15 protein-coding genes, 1 tRNA gene and 1 riboswitch are annotated in these 17,848 nt (G+C 56.7%); of the genes, 9 read left to right on the top strand and 7 right to left on the bottom strand.

What is annotated here, in order from left to right; all coding sequences use genetic code 11:
• The first annotated feature begins 50 nt into the window (after positions 1–50).
• From WNE31_RS09335 to WNE31_RS09325, 3 genes are read left to right on the top strand one after another with little or no spacing between them, the layout of a single operon-like run.
• Entirely contained in the window at positions 51–1,571 is a 1,521-nt protein-coding gene (locus WNE31_RS09335) for a trimethylamine methyltransferase family protein (protein WP_349979479.1), read from the top strand.
• Entirely contained in the window at positions 1,558–2,733 is a 1,176-nt protein-coding gene (locus WNE31_RS09330) for a mandelate racemase/muconate lactonizing enzyme family protein (RefSeq protein ID WP_349979478.1), read from the top strand. The genes WNE31_RS09335 and WNE31_RS09330 overlap by 14 nt, the downstream gene beginning before the upstream one ends.
• Positions 2,734–2,743: 10 nt before the next feature.
• Positions 2,744–5,206 (top strand): GcvT family protein, encoded by a 2,463-nt coding sequence (locus tag WNE31_RS09325; RefSeq protein WP_349979477.1) that lies wholly within the window; start codon positions 2,744–2,746, stop codon positions 5,204–5,206.
• A gap of 106 nt (positions 5,207–5,312) precedes the next feature.
• On the opposite strand, the gene WNE31_RS09320 is transcribed toward WNE31_RS09325, so the two are convergent.
• The 5 genes from WNE31_RS09320 to WNE31_RS09300 all read right to left on the bottom strand — a co-directional run bounded on the left by WNE31_RS09320 (position 5,313) and on the right by WNE31_RS09300 (position 10,997).
• Positions 5,313–6,281: an ABC transporter ATP-binding protein gene (locus WNE31_RS09320; RefSeq protein ID WP_349979476.1), complete on the bottom strand. Its 969-nt coding sequence runs from the start codon at positions 6,279–6,281 to the stop codon at positions 5,313–5,315.
• Complete coding sequence (locus tag WNE31_RS09315; RefSeq protein WP_349979475.1) at positions 6,278–7,252, bottom strand: ABC transporter ATP-binding protein; 975 nt, start codon at positions 7,250–7,252, stop codon at positions 6,278–6,280. The genes WNE31_RS09320 and WNE31_RS09315 overlap by 4 nt, the downstream gene beginning before the upstream one ends.
• Positions 7,249–8,199, bottom strand: coding sequence for an ABC transporter permease (locus WNE31_RS09310; protein ID WP_349979474.1), 951 nt, complete (start codon positions 8,197–8,199; stop codon positions 7,249–7,251). Before WNE31_RS09310 ends, WNE31_RS09315 begins: the two co-directional genes overlap by 4 nt.
• On the bottom strand, positions 8,199–9,182 hold the full coding sequence (locus WNE31_RS09305; protein WP_349979473.1) for an ABC transporter permease: 984 nt from the start codon (positions 9,180–9,182) through the stop codon (positions 8,199–8,201). The genes WNE31_RS09310 and WNE31_RS09305 overlap by 1 nt, the downstream gene beginning before the upstream one ends.
• A 246-nt stretch (positions 9,183–9,428) precedes the next feature.
• Positions 9,429–10,997: an ABC transporter substrate-binding protein gene (locus tag WNE31_RS09300; protein ID WP_349979472.1), complete on the bottom strand. Its 1,569-nt coding sequence runs from the start codon at positions 10,995–10,997 to the stop codon at positions 9,429–9,431.
• Between the two features lie 308 nt (positions 10,998–11,305).
• Positions 11,306–11,497, top strand: a riboswitch (cobalamin riboswitch).
• A gap of 86 nt (positions 11,498–11,583) precedes the next feature.
• Between WNE31_RS09300 and nrdH the strand changes: the two genes are divergently transcribed.
• The 6 genes from nrdH to WNE31_RS09270 are packed head-to-tail and all read left to right on the top strand — an operon-like array spanning position 11,584 to position 16,803.
• Positions 11,584–11,805 carry a glutaredoxin-like protein NrdH gene (gene nrdH, locus WNE31_RS09295; protein WP_349979471.1) on the top strand — a complete coding sequence of 74 codons (222 nt, stop codon included), beginning with the start codon at positions 11,584–11,586 and terminating at the stop codon, positions 11,803–11,805.
• 21 nt (positions 11,806–11,826) lie between these two features.
• Complete coding sequence (gene nrdI, locus WNE31_RS09290; RefSeq protein ID WP_349979714.1) at positions 11,827–12,234, top strand: class Ib ribonucleoside-diphosphate reductase assembly flavoprotein NrdI; 408 nt, start codon at positions 11,827–11,829, stop codon at positions 12,232–12,234.
• On the top strand, positions 12,216–14,339 hold the full coding sequence (gene nrdE / locus WNE31_RS09285; RefSeq protein ID WP_349979470.1) for a class 1b ribonucleoside-diphosphate reductase subunit alpha: 2,124 nt from the start codon (positions 12,216–12,218) through the stop codon (positions 14,337–14,339). Before nrdI ends, nrdE begins: the two co-directional genes overlap by 19 nt.
• 14 nt (positions 14,340–14,353) lie before the next feature.
• Positions 14,354–15,325, top strand: coding sequence for a class 1b ribonucleoside-diphosphate reductase subunit beta (gene nrdF / locus WNE31_RS09280; protein WP_349979469.1), 972 nt, complete (start codon positions 14,354–14,356; stop codon positions 15,323–15,325).
• A gap of 27 nt (positions 15,326–15,352) precedes the next feature.
• Positions 15,353–16,129: a cobalamin-binding protein gene (locus WNE31_RS09275; RefSeq protein WP_349979468.1), complete on the top strand. Its 777-nt coding sequence runs from the start codon at positions 15,353–15,355 to the stop codon at positions 16,127–16,129.
• Positions 16,126–16,803, top strand: coding sequence for a Dph6-related ATP pyrophosphatase (locus tag WNE31_RS09270; protein WP_349979467.1), 678 nt, complete (start codon positions 16,126–16,128; stop codon positions 16,801–16,803). Before WNE31_RS09275 ends, WNE31_RS09270 begins: the two co-directional genes overlap by 4 nt.
• Positions 16,804–16,811: 8 nt before the next feature.
• On the opposite strand, the gene WNE31_RS09265 is transcribed toward WNE31_RS09270, so the two are convergent.
• Together WNE31_RS09265 and WNE31_RS09260 are read right to left on the bottom strand one after the other, a co-directional pair.
• Positions 16,812–17,216: a 2Fe-2S iron-sulfur cluster-binding protein gene (locus WNE31_RS09265; RefSeq protein WP_349979466.1), complete on the bottom strand. Its 405-nt coding sequence runs from the start codon at positions 17,214–17,216 to the stop codon at positions 16,812–16,814.
• Between the two features lie 537 nt (positions 17,217–17,753).
• Positions 17,754–17,830, bottom strand: a tRNA-Met gene (locus tag WNE31_RS09260).
• Between the last annotated feature and the right edge of the window lie 18 nt (positions 17,831–17,848).

Raw genomic sequence — 17,848 nt, 5'->3', positions numbered from 1 at the left:
AGAGATTTCAAAGGCGCTAGCCTTTTTCAAACAACTCTGAGAGTGGCGAAATGGCAAGACGGTCCAGACAGGTTCGAGCACGCGGAAACGAAGTGGCTTTCGGCAGTGCCGCACCCTATATCCAGCGCTCGCTTCCCTTCTTCGATCCGCTCGACGAAGAACAGATCACCCGTCTGGAGCAACAGGTGGACTGGATTCTTCAGGATATCGGCATCGCCTATCGGGATGATCCGGAAGCACTGGACCTCTGGCGGCGCGAAGGTGCTGTGATCGACGGTGATATCGTCAAGGCCCCATCGGATTGGATCCGCTCCCTCTGTGCCAAGGCCCCACGCGCGTTCACGCAACTGGCGCGCAACCGCGAAAGGTCGGTCGTGATTGGCGGTCAGAACCAGGTCTTCGCCCCGATCTATGGCGCGCCGTTTGTTCGCGATCTAGAGGGGGGACGGCGCTATGGTGACATGGCGGCCTTCGAAGATCTCGTGCGGCTCACATACATGTTGCCGTCGCTGCACCATGGCGGGTTCGTCACCTGCGAACCCTGCGATGTTCCGGTCAGCAAACGGCACCTCGACATGCTTCTGGCGCATATGACCCTGTCGGACAAACCCCATCTCGGGGCCATCACCGAAATGTCCCGCGCCCAAGACAGCGTTGATATGGCCGAGATCGTTTTCGGGACTGATGTGATGGCAGAGAACTGTGTGATCATGGGCAACGTGAACACCAATTCTCCGCTGTTGGTAGACAAGGTCGTGACCGAAGCGGCGCGGGTATATGCCACCCGTGGACAAGGCATGGTCGTAGTGCCATTCATTCTTTCGGGCGCTATGGGCCCAGTTTCGACGGCAGCATCCGTAGCACAAGCCATGGCCGAAGCGATGAGTGTGTGTGCCTATGTGCAGCTGTTGCGCCCGGGGGCACCGTTCGTGCTAGGCAACTTCCTGTCCTCCATGTCGCTGAAATCCGGAGCGCCAACTTTTGGGATGCCGGAACCCGTCATGTCGAACTATGCCATCGGGCAACTGGCGCGTCGTGCTGGTTTGCCCCTGCGCTGCGGGGGATCGTTGACCGCATCCAAAGTCGAGGATGCCCAAGCCGCCTATGAAAGTGCAGACTCGATGCATTCCACCATGCTGGCCGGGGCCAACTTCGTCTTGCACGCTGCGGGTTGGCTCGAAGGCGGGTTGTGTACCGGCTTTGAAAAACTGGTGATGGATGCAGATCGGCTTGGCTCTTATCAAAAGGTGCTGTCGGCGGGGTTGGATACCTCGGAAGAGGCATGTGCCCGCGATGCGTATCAAGAAGTCGAGGCAGGTGGGCATTTTCTGAGATGTGCCCATACGATGCGAAACTACCAGACTGCGTTTTACGAACCGAAACTGAGCGATAGCGAAAACGTCGAAAGCTGGGAGGATGCCGGGTCGAATGACATGCGCCAGCGCGCATTCAAGCGTTGGACCCAAATGCTGCGAGAGTATCAAGCACCGCCAATGGATGAAGGTGTACGGGAAGAGTTGCTGGCCTTTGTCGCCAAACGCAAAGAAGAGTTACCCGATGCCTGGTACTAAGATCACGGGCCTGCGGGCGACCCCCATCAATATTCCTCTCGAAAAACCTATGTGGTGGACCGGCGGGCATTATCCCGGCACATCGAAAACAATTATCGAGGTTGAAACCAATCAAGGTCTGATCGGGCTAGGCGAAGCCCCCTCGGTGGATGTCGTCGAAACCATCCGGGCCATGGGCGAGCGTCTGGTAGGCGCTGATCCTCTGGACATTGCAGGCTGCGAGGCGCTTTGCGTTCCACCTTGGCAAATCGTTCAAAACACCGATGACAGTTCCGTTGTCAAAGCATTCGGAGCGATCGAAATCGCCCTCTGGGATTTGCGGGGCAAGCTGGCGAATGAGCCCCTCTATCGGTTGTTGGGTGGGGCCGTGCGCAAGGAAATTCCCTTCACCGAATATTTTGGCTTTCGCGCAGGCGGTGAAATGACGCCAGAGGCCGTTGCCGACTACTGCCTTCAAATGCAAGAGACTTATGGCAGCACGATGTTCGAAGGCAAGTTGATCCTTGGCGATCCAAAGCTGGAGATCGATACGGTCAAGGCATTGAGAACGGCACTTGGTCCCGAGGCAATGCTGAGGCTCGACAGCAATATGCAATGGTCGCTGCCCACCGCAATGCGGATATTCCGCGAGATCGAACCCTACGACATCCGCAACTATGAAGATCCTGTTGCGACCTTTGAAGAGATGGCCGAGCTGCGCCGCCATTTCGCGATTCCGATCTCCACGCATGTGCCCGATATTCGCCGGGCCGTGGCCCTTGGGGCGCCCGATTATATCGTCACCAACTTCGCTGTGCTTGGCGGGATTTCCCGCGCGATCCGCTTTATCGGCGCGTGCGAGGCGATGGGCGTTGGGTTTTGGTGCTATTCCGGTGATGCGGGCATCGCGACCGCAGGCTACTTGCATATGTCTGCCGCCATGCCCTGGATCACCGAGCCATCTCAATCCCTTTTCCGTTGGCAAGTTGGTGACGTGATCGAAGATGGCCCCTTCCGGCAGACCAATAACGTGATCCGTGTGCCGGAAGGCCCCGGCCTTGGCGTCACACTGGATCGGGCGGCGCTGGCACATTGGCACCAACACCTGCTGGACAACGGCCCGCTTGACCATTTCCATGACCCTGCAAGCCCAGGGCGCTTCCGCCGTTTGCCGCTCAACTAAGGAGACCCCCATGCCCGAGATTCAAAAAGACGAAACCGCCATAGGCAAACCGCTTCCGTCGCATGCCAAAGTCGTGGTGATTGGCGGGGGCGTGGTCGGTTGCTCCATCCTGTTCCATCTAGCCAAGTTCGGTTGGAAAGACGTTGTCCTTCTGGAGCGGGACGAGTTGACCTCGGGCTCAAGCTGGCATGCGGCGGGACAAATTCACACGATCAGTTCCGACCCAAACATCAGTCGCCTTCAGAGCTATACCATCGACCTTTACAAAGAAATCGAAGAAACATCGGGCCACTCAGTAGGGCTGCACATCACCGGTGGTTTCTATGCGGCCTCGACCAAGGAATGGTATGACTATCTGAAACGCGAACGCTCCAAAGCGCGTTATATGGGACTTCACCAGGAGTTCATTTCGCCGCAGGAACTTGCCGAACGACATCCGCTGATTGATCCCAAACATTACTATGCCGCGCTATGGGATGATCAGGACGGCGACCTGGATCCGTCTGGCGCGACCTATGCCTTTGCCAAATCCGCCCGCGTGCACGGGGCACATTATTTTACGCATTGCGGTGTGACCGCGATGACCCAACGCCCCGACGGGTCATGGGACCTAACCACACCCAAAGGAGTGATCAACGCCGAACAGGTTGTGAACTGCGGCGGTCTTTGGGCACGCGAAGTCGGCCACATGTCGGGCATTCACCTGCCCGTGCAGCCGATGGAACATCACTACTTGATTACGGAAAGCATCCCTCTGATCAAAGATCGCATGGAAAGCATGGGTGAGGCCGGAAGGCTGCCGGCAGGGATCGATTATGAGGCCAATATCTATTTCCGTCAGGAAAGGCAGGGGATGCTGCTGGGTACCTATGAACCCAAATCGACCCCATGGAAGGTAGAGGGTACACCGTGGGATTTCGGGCACGAGCTTTTGCAGCCCGACCTTGACCGCATTGCCGATAGGCTTGAGATGTCCTTTGACCGCATCCCAACGATTGGCGAAGCGGGGATCAAGGACATGATCAACGGTCCCTTCACGTTCGGCCCCGATGGCAACCCGATGATCGGGCCTGTTCCGGGTATGAAGAACTATTGGGTTGCTGTTGGTGTCATGGCGGGGTTCTGTCAGGGCGGGGGTGTAGGCCTGACCATGGCCGAATGGATGATTGACGGCGAACCCTCCATCGACGTCTGGGCCATGGATGTCGCCCGCTTTGGCGAATTTGCAACACCCGACTGGGGCACGGTCAAATCATCCGAAAACTACGAACGCCGTTTCGTTATGACCTTCCCGAACGAAACCCTGCCCAAAGGCCGGATGCAAAAGACCACCGCGCTCTATGACCGACTTGTCGCCAAAGGCGCGCGTATGGGTCAGGGGTTTGGACTGGAAAACGCGCTCTGGTTTGCCGACGGCCCTGAGGATGCGCATGAGGAACCAACGTTTGAACGCAACCGCAGCCACGACTATGTCGCCCGCGAGGTGCAGGCGGTGCAAAACGCCGTGGGCGGTATCGAGATTGCGAACTTCTCGAAGCACGAATTCAAAGGCGCAGGGGCGCGTGCCTATCTGGATCGCGTACTGGCGGGCTTTGTGCCAAAGCCGGGACGATTGGCGCTGACCCCCATGCTCACCCCAAAGGGCAAGCTTTATGGCGACCTCACTGTCGCATGTCTGGCTGAAGATCACTTCATTCTCTTCGGCTCGGGCGCCATGCAGGAAGCGCATCGTCGGTGGTTCGAACGGGACCTGCCCGCCGACATAACCTATGCCAATATCAGTGACGACTGGCACGGCATTGCCCTGTCCGGCCCAAAGTCCCGCGACTTGTTGCAACGAGTCATGCGCGACGATATTTCGACAATGAAATTCAGGGACCTTCGGCAGACTTTCGTGGCGGGTGTTCCGGTGATCCTGAACCGCATCTCGTTTAGCGGCGAATTGGGTTATGAGATTTATTGCAAACCCCAATATCTCTTGCGACTTGCTGAAGCCATCGAAGAGGCCGGCGCAGATCTGGGTTATCGCTGGTACGGAGCGCGGGCACTGATGTCGATGCGGCTTGAGAAAGGCTGGGGCGTCTGGACCCTGGAGTTCCGCCCAGACTTCAATGCTTTGGAAAGCGGCATGGATGCCTTCATCAACTGGAACAAGGGTTTTGTCGGCAAAGAAGCGACCGAAGCCGCACGCGCGGCTGGCGTTTCGCAAAAGCTGATCACCATGAGCATCGACGTGGACGGCATTGACGTGTCCAATGACGAAGCGATCCTCAAGGACGGTGCTGCGGTCGGCTATGTTTCGTCTGGCGGATACGGGCACAGGGTCGGGAAATCCCTAGCCATGGGATATGTTGCTGCGAAACACGCAGAACCCGGCACCATTCTGCAGGTGGAAATCCTGGGCGAGATGTATGACGCCGAAGTGCTTGGTGCCCCCGCGTACGATACCAATGGCGCCCACATTCGGGCATAGAGCATCGCAACCAAATTAAAGACGGTGCCGCAAACTCGGGTTTGCGTCAGGGCTTTTCTGTATCGGACTCAAAAAGGTACCCGGCGGAGTCCGCCGCGCGATGACCTCAGTCTTCAGCCAGATGACAGGCAACCCGCCCCAGCGAAAGCTGACGCATCGGTGGGCGTTCCTGACGGCAGATGTCTGTCGCGATCGGACATCGCGGATGGAAGGCACAACCCGAAGGCGGATCAATCGGGTCGGGAATCTCGCCCTGCGGCGGCGGCACTTCGCGACCGAACCCGTCCATACGCGGGGCCGCATCCAACAACATCTGCGTATAGGGATGCTTGGGCGTCGAAAACAGAGTTTTCGGGTCGGCCTCTTCGACAAGGCGTCCAAGGTAAAGCACGCCAATCTTGTCGGCCATGTGCTGCACGACGGTCAGGTCATGCGTAATCAGCAAGTAGGTCAGACCGAACTCGTCCTTTAGGTCGCTCATAAGGTTCAGAACTTGCGCCTGAACCGAGACATCCAACGCCGAGGTGGGTTCGTCACAGACAATCAGGCGCGGTTCCGAAGCCAGAGCACGCGCGATACAAATCCGCTGACGCTGCCCGCCGGAAAACTCGTGCGGGAACTTGCCTGCGTCCGAGGCGTGCAGACCAACCTGCTCTAGCAACCTTTCTGCCAGGCCTTTAGTATCGCCGCCCTGCGCCGCGACAGGTTCGGTAATAATATCCCGCACCCGCCAGCGCGGATTGAGCGAAGCATAGGGATCCTGAAAGATCATCTGGATCCTCGAGCGCACCGCAGACACCTTGTCGGCCTGTTTCTCGGTCATCAGGTTCACGCCCTCGACCTCGACATTGCCCTCGGTGGATGACAGCAGCCCGACCAGCATCTTGCCAATCGTGGACTTGCCCGAACCGCTTTCGCCGACCAAGGCGTAAGTGGTCTTTTCCTCAATCTCGAAATCCACATCTGACACGGCGGTTAGATAGGCCTTTTTGCGGCCTTCAAGTACCCGGTTCAACCAAGGTCTAGAGACATCGAAAATCCGCGTCAGGCCGCGGACGCTGACAAAGGCGTTCATGCGAATTCCTCCTCTGTCATGGGAAACCAGCAGGCCGCCCGCTCATTCACCACGGGCGGCAGGGGGGCGTGTCGACACTTGTCCTGCGCATGCGGACAGCGCGGGTGAAAGGCGCAGCCCTCGGGCATCATGTGCAGCCGGGGCATGGCGCCGGGAATCTGGTGCAGCCGGGTTTTGCCCAGAGACGCGATCGGCGTCGAGGCCATCAAGCCGTGCGTGTAGGGATGCTGCGGCGCAGTCAGCACATCGCGTACTGCGCCAAGCTCGGCCAGACGCCCGGCATACATCACTGCCACACGATCTGCCGTTTCTGCAATCACGCCCATGTCATGCGTGATCAACATGACAGCGGTTCCCCTTTCGCGACACAGCTTTTTCAAAAGAGCAATAATTTGTGCCTGTACCGACACATCCAGCGCCGTGGTGGGTTCATCCGCGATGACCAGGCTGGGTTCGGCGCACAGCGCCAGCGCAATCACAACACGTTGCCGCATGCCGCCTGAAAACTCGTGCGGATAGCTGTCGATCCGCTCGGCCGCGCCGGGAATGCCGACCTCTTCCAATGCGGCCACCGCGCGCTTTTCGGCCTCTTTACGGCCAATAGACAAATGGGTCAGCATGGTTTCGGTCAACTGGTCGCCCACGGTCAGAAGCGGGTTCAAAGAGGTCAGCGGATCCTGAAAAATCATGCCGATTTGCTTACCACGCAGCCGGCGCAGTTCCTCGCCCTTGAGTTGGTCGATGCGTTTGCCGTTCAGCCAGATTTCCCCGCCCGAGATGTGGGCCGGCGCATTCAAAAGGCCGATCACTGCGTTGCCGGCCATAGACTTGCCAGCGCCGCTTTCCCCGACCACGCCAAGGATTTCACCCGCGCCAATGTCATAGCTGACACTGTCCACGGGTTTGACGATACCCTGCCGCGTCGGGATTTCGACCGACAGGTTGCGAATGGAAAGAACAGGTTGGGTCAACGGAGCCTCGGATTCAAAGCGTCACGGAGCCAGTCCCCCAACAGGTTGACGCTGAGCGCCAGTGCCAGAAGGGTGCAGGCAGGAAAGAACAGGATCCACCATTCGCCAGAGAACAGGAATCCCTGTCCGATGCGAATAAGCGTTCCCAGCGAGGGTTGCGTCGGCGGTGCGCCCACGCCGAGGAAGGACAGGGTTGCCTCGGCGATGATGGCCAACGCCAGCGAGATGGTCGCGATCACCAGCACCGGCGACAGCGCATTTGGCAGGATATGCTTGGTCATGATGACCCACGGGCTGCGCCCGATCAACTGCGCGGCAGCCACGTAATCTTTGCTTTTCTCGACCAGCGTGGCGCTGCGCACGACGCGGGCAAACTGTACCCAGTCCGACAGGCCGATAGCGAGGATCAGCACCCAGATCGCCATCTGGTCGCGGTATTCGACAGGTGTGATCCCCTTGGCAACACCGAAGATCAGCATGGCGACAAGGATCGAAGGGAAAGTCAGTTGCACGTCAGCCACGCGCATGATGATGGTTTCCGTCCACCCCCCGAAATAGCCCGACACCAACCCGAGAACGATCCCGAGGATCATCGCGAAAAGAACCGCAGAGACACCCACGAACAGCGACACCCGCATCCCGTAAAGGATGGTCGAGAACACATCCCGCCCCTGGTCATCCGTGCCCATCAGGAACGTATTCTGGGTAAACGCGTTTGGTTCCATAGGCGGGGTAAACCCATCCATCAGGTTCAGGCTGGATGGATCAAACGGGTTTGTCGGCGCGATCCACGGCGCGAAAACCGCCGAGAGAACGAGAACGCAAACCACTGCAAAAGAGATTATGGCGACAGGCGACCGCTTAAACGCGTAGAAAAAGTCACTCTCTCGAAAGCGTTCCCAGCGCCCCTTGTCGTGCGCCTGTTCTGTCATCGGTGCGTCTGTCATCAGTGCCCCCCTGCCCGGTCAACCCGAAGGCGCGGATCAATGAATACGTATAGAATATCGACGATCAGGTTGATGCCCACGAACATGACCGAGATCAGCATCAGGTACGCCGCCATCACCGGAATATCGACGAACTGGATCGCGTTGATGAACAACAGACCGACACCCGGCCACTGAAACACGGTCTCGGTGATGATTGCAAAGGCGATGATCGCCCCCAGTTGCAGGCCGATCACGGTCACCACGGGCACCATTGTGTTCTTGAGCGCGTGACGGAAATTGACCACCCGGCTGCGCAAACCTCGCGCACGGGCAAAACGGATATAATCCTGGCGTAGCACCTCGAGCATTTCCGAGCGCACAAGTCGCATAATCAGCGTCATCTGGTAAAGCCCAAGCGTGATAGCCGGAAGGATCAATGCTTTGCGCCCACTTTCGGTCAAGAAACCTGTCGTCCACCAGTCACCTATTTTGACGGTATCTCCACGGCCAAATGATGGTAACCACCCCAACTCAACAGAGAACAGATAAATCAGCAGGATGCCGATCAGGAAGGTTGGCAAGGACACCCCAACAAGGGACGCTGCCATCACGGTATGCGCCGCCAGACCGTTTCGTCGGATCGCGGTAAACACGCCCAGCGCAATACCAGCCAGAATGGCAAGAACCCCCGACACAAACGCCAGTTCGAGGGTTGCCGGCGCGCGCTCCAAAAGAATGTCGGACACCGGGCGCCCTTGTCGGTAACTCACGCCGAAGTTGCCCTGCACGGCCCCTTCAAGGAAACGGTAATATTGAACCGGAAAGGGTTGGTCGAGGCCAAGCTGGGTCCGAAGACGCTCGACATCTTCGATGGTGCGTTCCTGTCCGAGCATGTTGTCGATGGGATCACCCACGAACCGGAACATTGAAAAGGCAACCAACCCCACGACCAGAAGAACGAGGAGCGATTGTCCTATGCGTCGAATGACAAAGGCCAACATTTTTTGGTTTCCCTACCGATCACCTGCAGCAGAATTTGGAATTCTGACTTGGCGCAGCCCACATGGTCCGCGCACGAAAGAACCTATTACCCCTCAAGTGTAAGACGAGACAACCCCAACCGCCGCGAGGTCAACCTGCACTTTTGCAAGGTTTCCCGATATCGGCAAAAGCTTACGTTGCCAAATTGGCCCCCGGGGGAACGACATCCACCGGGGGCCGCATTTTACGCGGACGAACCGCCAAGCTTACTTCATGGTGAAGTATTTGACCTTTGGCTGGTCTTCCGGATCCACATCAATGCCGACACCTTCGGCCATACCCCAGTTCAGAACTTGGTGGTGAATTGGGATATAAAGCTGCTCGTCCTGCACGACGCGCCAGATATCTGCGATATCCGCGTTGCGGGCATCCAAGTCAGTGTTCGAAGCCAGAGACTTGATCTTCGCATTCACGTCAGCGTTGTTGAAGCCAGTGCCATTCCAGGTACCGATATCGCTTTCGCGACCGTGGACGAGGAAGTTGAAGATGTACTCCGAGTCATAGGTCGGAACGCCCCAACCAAGCATGTAGAAGTCGGTTTTGCTTTCGGTGATCAGCGGGAAGTGCTGTGCCTTGGGTTTCGCATCAAGGTTCACCGTGACACCGATTTGGCCCAGCATACCGACGGCCGCCTGACAGATCGCTTCGTCGTTGATGTAACGATCATTCGGGCAGTCCAGACGGATCGAGAACCCGTCCGCATAACCCGCTTCGGCCATCAGAGCCTTGGCGCCTTCGATGTCGGTCATGCTTTCGGCGTCCATCTCGGCGGTCCAGCCGTTGACGAAGGGCGGTGCAATCATGCCTGCGGGCTGCGACTGTCCGCGCATAACGACCTGACGGATCGCATCACGGTTGATCGCCATCGACATGGCCTTACGCACGCGAACGTCGGCCAGCGGGTTCTTGCCCTCGACATTGTCCGCCTCGATGTCATCGGCGCCTTGGTTCATACCGAAGAAGATCACACGGTTTTGCGGGGCCTGCTTGACCATCAGGCCATCGGCACCATCCACACGAGCAATGTCCTGCACCGGCATGTCCTGCAAGAAGTTTACCTCGCCAGACAACATCGCGGCCACGCGGGTCGCGGCATTCTGGATCGGGGTATAAATGATTTCGCTGACTTCCAACGGGAACTGATCACGGCCCCAATAGGCTTCGTTGCGGGTCATGACGGTTTTTACGTCTGGCTCTCGACTGGTCAGAACGTAAGGTCCAGTGCCGTTAGCATTGGTCGTAGCAAAGGTGATCTCGCCGCCTTCAAAGTCCTGAACGTTGACGGTGTTGTTGGCCTCGGTCCAGCCCTTGTCCATGATGAACAGGTTGGTCAGGTTCGACGGCAGGATCGGGTTTGGCCCGCTGGTGACCATTTCGATCGTATAGTCGTCAACCGCGCGCACCTCGGTGATCGAGCCGATGAGTTCTTTCATGTCCGAATTGGGCTGCTTTGCGCGCTCAAAACTGAAGACCACGTCTTCGGCGGTAAAGTCAGCGCCATCGTGGAATTTCACACCTTCACGCAGCTTGAATACCCAGACATTCGGATCGTCTTTGCTGGGGGCCCATTCCGTGGCTAGTGCCGCCTGGAACGCGCCAGTGGTGTCCCGAATGATCAGCGGTTCATACATCTGGTGACGGATGGTGTGGGTCGGCCCTTCGTTCTGGGCATGCGGATCGAGGGTCAGTGCATCACCAGCACGCGCCCAGCGCAGGGTCTCTGCACTTGCCGGCAGGGCTGTTGCGGCAACCAGACACGCAAGAATCGTTTTCATCGCGGTTTTCATGTCATCTCCCTAGGATTACGTCCGGCTTCGTTTTTGTGCCGAACTGATTGTGGTGGCAGTTTTTGCCAGATTTGGGAAAATGACAAGGCTTCGGCCCCACTTTACGCAGCGGCAACAATCCGAGTTTCAGTCCCTTTCACTTTTCAGCAAGAACGCCTGCTGTGCAAAGCATGTCTCTCAGACGCTTACTGGCATTCGCGCATTCAATTCAGAAATGGGCAGCCGCCACTATGCCGTTCCACAAAAAGTAGCCCGGACCTATCACTCTATATATTGACAGTTGGAACACCCTACCCCCAATATCGTGAAGCTTCGGTTCCCTCGAATCTGTTCGAGGGCTAAGAGGGAAGCCGGTGAAAATCCGGCACTGCCCCCGCAACTGTAAGCGGAAAGCAAGGTTGATCACGCCACTGAAACCACGGTTTCGGGAAGGCCAACCAAGCGTTGATCCGCGAGTCAGGAGACCTGCCGCAAGTGTGAAATGATGACCACGAACGGAGGGTTCGGGGGCGTGCATCGTGCGGATTTCGTCGCGTTGCGTCCTCGGCTTTTGAACAGAAAAGAAAGAGGACTGATGAGCATCATCGTTTATTCCAAGCCTGCCTGTGTACAATGCACCGCCACAACCCGTGCGCTGGACGCTAAGGGGATCGACTATGACGTCGTGGATCTCACGCAGGACGACACCGCGCTCAACCACGTCACCGAACTGGGGTATCGGCAGGCACCGGTTGTCGTCGCCGGCGGGGATCACTGGTCGGGCTTTCGCCCCGACATGATCGCACGACTGGCCTGATCGGTGGGCGCCGCACCGGCGCTGGTCTACTTCTCGTCGAAGTCGGGAAACACGGAACGGTTCGTGTCCCGGCTGGGCTTGCCAGCCTCACGTATTCCTATCGACGCAGAGGCACCGCTGCCTGATCCTGGAACTTCTTATGTATTGATCTGCCCGACCTATGCAGATGGGGCGGGGCGGGGCGCGGTTCCGAAACAGGTTATCCGATTTCTGAACGATTCGGCCCGGCGCTCCAGGTTGGCTGGCGTCATCGGAGCCGGCAATCGAAACTTCGGTGCGACCTACGCTCTGTCAGGGCGCATCATCTCTGAAAAATGCAAAGTGCCGCTGCTCTACTCTTTCGAACTTGCCGGCACCGATACAGACATCACCCGCGTGCGGGCGGGCCTTGAAAAACTGGGGGACAACTTATGCTCGACAATGATCTGATCACTCTGGATTATCATGCGCTGAATGCGATGCTGAACCTCTATGACGGAGACGGGAAAATCCGCTTTGACGCCGACCGCATGGCCGCGCGTCAGTATTTTCTACAGCATGTAAACCAGAACACGGTGTTTTTTCATTCACTGGACGAAAAGCTCGGCTACCTGGTGGAAGAAGGCTATTACGAAGAGGCCGTCCTGGACCAGTATTCCAAGAACTTTAAGCGCCATATCTGGGGCGAAGCCTATGCCCGTAAATTTCGGTTTCCCACGTTTCTTGGTGCGTTCAAGTATTACACCTCCTACACGCTCAAAACCCGCGACGGTCAGCGGTTCCTTGAACGCTATGAAGATCGCGTCGTGATGACCGCACTGGCGCTGGCACGTGGGGACGAGGCGCTGGCAATGTCCTTCATGGACGAAATCCTGTCCGGTCGTTTCCAACCCGCAACACCGACCTTTCTCAACGCTGGCAAAGCCTCGCGCGGGGAATTGATTTCCTGCTTCCTGCTGCGTCTCGAAGACAACATGGAAAGCATCGGGCGGGGCATCAATTCAGCTTTGCAACTATCCAAACGTGGGGGCGGCGTGGCCCTGTTGCTGACCAATATCCGCGAACACGGAGCCCCGATCAAAGGCATCGAAAACCAGTCCTCGGGTGTGATCCCCGTAATGAAGCTTCTTGAGGACAGTTTTTCTTATGCCAACCAGCTTGGCGCGCGGCAGGGTGCGGGCGCAGTATATCTGAGCGCGCACCACCCCGATATCATGCGGTTCCTTGATACCAAGCGCGAAAATGCGGATGAAAAAATCCGTATTAAGACCCTGTCGCTTGGTGTGGTGATCCCAGACATCACCTTCGAATTGGCCAAGCGAAACGCCGACATGTATCTGTTTTCGCCGCATGACGTCGAATGCGTCTACGGCGTGCCGTTTTCCGAAATTTCAATCACCGAGAAATACGAGGAAATGGTCGATGACAAGCGGATCCGCAAATCCAAGGTCAACGCGCGCGAATTCTTCCAGACCATCGCCGAAATACAATTTGAGTCAGGCTACCCTTATGTCATGTTCGAGGACACGGTGAACAGGATGAACCCGATCGCAGGGCGCATCAACATGTCGAACCTCTGCTCGGAAATCCTGCAAGTGAACGAGGCGTCAGCCTTCAACGATGACCTTAGCTATTCGCATATAGGCACGGATATCTCTTGCAACCTCGGCTCGCTGAACATTGCCAAAACAATAGATGGCAAAGACCTTGGCGCAACGGTCGGGGCGGCCGTGCGCGCCTTGACCGCCGTGTCGGAGATGTCTGCCATCGACTCGGTGCCGTCGATCCGCAGGGGCAATGACGAAAGCCATGCCATCGGCCTTGGCCAGATGAACCTGCATGGTTTCCTTGCACGTCAACATGTGCACTACGGCAGCCCCGAGGGTGTAGAGTTCACTTCGGTTTATTTTGCCGCCGTGGCCTATCACGCGCTGCGCACGTCTTGCGAATTGGCGCAGGAACGTGGTCAACCCTTTAAGGGGTTCGAAACCTCTGACTATGCTTCGGGCAGTTTTTTTGACAAATACATCACCCGTGATTGGCTGCCGGAAAGTGACACGGTCGCGCGGCTGTTTGACGGTATTGACCTGCCCACCCGTGCCGAGTGGGAAGTGTTGAAGGCCGATGTCATGAAACACGGTCTCTATAACCGCAACCTTCAAGCGGTGCCGCCAACCGGGTCGATTTCCTATATCAACAACTCGACCTCGTCGATCCATCCGATCGTATCAAAGGTCGAGATCCGCAAGGAAGGCAAGATTGGCCGCGTCTATTACCCTGCCGCCTTCATGGACAATAACAATCTAGAATACTATCGCGATGCCTATGAAATTGGTCCGGAAGCTCTGATCGACACCTATGCGGCCGCTACCGAGCATGTGGATCAGGGGCTGTCGCTGACCCTGTTCTTTCCTGCCGAGGCCACCACACGGGACATCAACCGCGCGCAGATCTACGCCTGGAAAAAGGGCATCAAAACCATCTACTACGTGCGCTTGCGCCAAGAAGCCCTGGAAGGCACCGAGGTTCAGGGTTGCGTGTCCTGCACGCTATGATCGGAGAAACACAAATGAAAGACATGACCCACACCCCGATCCCGCGCGCGATCAACTGGAACCGGCTTGAGGATGAAAAAGATCTGGAGGTCTGGAATCGGTTGACTGTCAATTTCTGGCTACCCGAGAAAGTGCCGCTTTCCAATGACATCCCAAGCTGGGCCACGCTGACGGATCACGAAAAGCAACTGACCATTCGAGTGTTCACTGGTCTTACCTTGTTGGATACAATCCAGAACTCGGTAGGTGCGCCGGCGTTGATGCCCGATGCCATAACCCCGCATGAAGAGGCCGTTCTGACCAACATTGCCTTCATGGAAGCCGTGCACGCGCGCAGCTATTCCTCAATCTTCTCTACGCTGTGTTCCACCAAGGAAATTGATGAAGCTTTCCGCTGGTCCGAGGAAAACCCACTTCTGCGAGCCAAAGCGCAAGCAATTCTTGATACTTATGCACCGGGCAATGACCCCCTCAAACGCAAAATCGCCTCGGTCTTTCTTGAAAGCTTTCTATTCTATTCGGGCTTCTACCTGCCAATGTACTGGTCTAGCCGTGCCAAGCTGACGAACACCGCCGACCTTATCCGCCTGATCATCCGCGACGAGGCAGTGCATGGATATTACATCGGCTACAAATTTCAGCGCGGATATGAAAAACTTACCGAGCTGGAACAGCAGAAACTGAAAGACTATGCCTTTTCGCTCATGTTCGAGCTGTATGGCATCGAAAACAAATACACCGAGGAACTCTACGACGAGCTAGGTCTGACCGAAGACGTGAAGGTCTTTTTGCACTACAACGCCAACAAGGCTCTGCAAAACCTTGGCTTCGAAGCACTGTTCCCACCAGAAGTGTCCGAGGTGAACCCCACAATCCTTGCAGCACTCAGCCCCGACAGCGAAAACCACGATTTCTTCTCTGGCTCGGGGTCTTCCTATGTGATCGGTAAGGCCGTTGCCACCGAAGACGAAGACTGGGATTTTTGATCAGATCCAATTGACGGAAGCACACCAATGAAAACCTTTCCTCCTGAACGCGTCGTTTGTTTGACTGAAGAAACGGTCGAGACGCTCTATCTCCTTGGCGAAGAAGATCGCATTGCAGGTGTGTCTGGCTACGCCGTACGTCCCAAGCGCGTGCGCAAGGAAAAGCCACGGGTGTCTGCCTTTACCTCGGCGGACATCCCCAAAATTCTGGCGCTTGATCCTGATCTGGTGCTGACCTTCTCTGATCTGCAGGCAGACATTGCCGCTGACCTGTTGCGAGAAGGCATTACCGTCATGGGATACAACCAGCGCAACGTCGCGGGTATTCTGGCGATGATCCGGCATGTGGGAGCAACGGTCGGACAAGGCCAAAAGGCCGAAAAGCTTGCAGCGCAGTATGAAACCCGCATCGCAAGAATTGCCAACCGCACCACCGGAAAACCGCGCCCCAAGGTTTACTTTGAGGAATGGGACGAACCGATGATCACCGGCATTGGCTGGGTTTCGGAACTGATCGAAATCGCGGGCGGACAAGAGGCTTTTCCCGACCTGGCGGGCAAGGACAAGGCACGTGATCGGGTCGTTACTTCGGAACAGGTGATTGCAGCGGCTCCGGATGTGATTATCGCCTCTTGGTGCGGCAAGAAGGTGCGACCGGAAAAAGTTTCAGCACGTCCAGGATGGGATACGATCCCTGCCGTGCGCGACGGGCGCATTTTCGAGATCAAATCGCCTCTGATCCTGCAACCTGGCCCGGCTGCATTGACGGATGGTCTGGATGCGATCCTCGAGGCCTTGTCATGATCCGGACCAAGGCCGTGATGTCATGGAGTTCGGGCAAAGACAGCGCCATGGCCCTGCATGTTGCCCGTAGCGCGGCAAATCTGGACATCGTCGCATTAGTAAGCAACTTCAACACCGATGGCGGGCGGGTCAAAACCCACGCGACTCGTCGCGAAATCGTACGGGCGCAGGCGCGGGCACTTGGCTTGACTCTGGTGGAAATCGACTTGCCTGAACCGACCTCGAACGCGGCCTTTCTTGACCGCACGAGGGAGGTCGTGCGCCAATTCGCGCAACAGGGTGTGACTGACTGGGTGTTCGGAGACCTTTTCCTGCAAGACATTCGGGATTGGCGCGAGGCGCAGATGGCGGCTTTGGGCGTCACCTCGCATTTCCCGCTTTGGGACCGGGATACGGCAACCCTTGCCCGCGATATGCTTTCTGTCGGTCTTGAAGCTTATGTTGTTGCCGCTGATTGTGCCCGCATTCCCATAAAGCTTGCAGGGGCCCGTTTTGACATGAATTTTCTGTCTGCCTTGCCTGAAGGTGTGGACCCCTCTGGCGAAAATGGCGAATTTCATACGGTGGTTGCCAATGCGCCGGGTTTTGAAGAACCGCTCGCCCTTGAACGGGGTGAAACCGTTCTGCAAAATGGCGTGGCTTACACCGACTTCAGGCTTATCGCAAAAGGCTGAGCGGCACGTCATTCCTCTACCGCAACCTTGCCGTTCGGGCTTGAACAGCAGACAAGGGTATTTCCTGCTTCAATATCATCGTCCGATATCCCGTCATTATGGACCATATGCACCTCGCCTTGGGTTTTCCTGACCTTGCAGATGTCAAACACACCGAACGTACAAAACGTAAAATCCGACGGGATGTTCATACCAACCGAGCGCGCTGCCGCCAGCACCTTGTAGGTTTCAGAAACCTTGGTGGTCACGCTCGAGGCGGAAAACAGAATCGCGGCCGCGCTGTCATCATCCGGAAACACAACATCCAAGGCAGGTCGATCTGCCATGGTCTCAATCAGTGCCACACAGTTTTCCTGATGATAGTTGTCAATGTCGAACCTAATACCGGCCAACGCATCGCGCGCGGCGATCATAAAGGGTTCCGGGTCACAGCAATAGCATCAGTTGATTAATCGCCTCCTGATTTCCCGTTAAAGGACCGAAGGTATCTGGCTCTTCAGCCACAAATGTCAGGTCAAGACCGTGTGTGCAGCTACCACATGTTCTAATCGTTGGGGAAAAAGATTTCCGAAGGGCGCCTGGCATAGTTGATAAAAAAAATGTCCAGATCACGCCCTTAATCCCACATACATGCGGTCATCGACATCAAGGGCGTAATGAAAGAACCCGCCGACAGAAACAAAAATTTTTGACCGTGCTGTTCACATTGGTAAACAGTCCGGCAGGGCCAATCGCCTTGATCCTCATCCGCGGCTTGAGGCTGTCGTGCATCCAGTGCGTACCGCTTCCGCGACAAAGCGCGACGCGATAACTTTGAGTACATCGAACTGTTCTACAACCCAAAACGCAAGCACACCAACAACGGCATGCTGTCGCCCGTTGACTTCGAAGAAAGACAGCTCAAACTGGAAAAGGCAGGTGTCTGGGAAACCAGGGGCACCTCATGTCATTGGTTGCGGGGGCAGGATTTGAACCTGCGACCTTCAGGTTATGAGCCTGACGAGCTACCGGGCTGCTCCACCCCGCGCCATGAGCACTTAGGTGC

Origin of the sequence: Shimia fortis (assembly GCF_040225985.1) — a bacterium.
In the GTDB taxonomy this organism is placed as follows: domain Bacteria; phylum Pseudomonadota; class Alphaproteobacteria; order Rhodobacterales; family Rhodobacteraceae; genus Shimia.
Note: the sequence above shows the minus strand (reverse complement) of the source record. Positions and strands in the feature narration are given on the sequence as shown.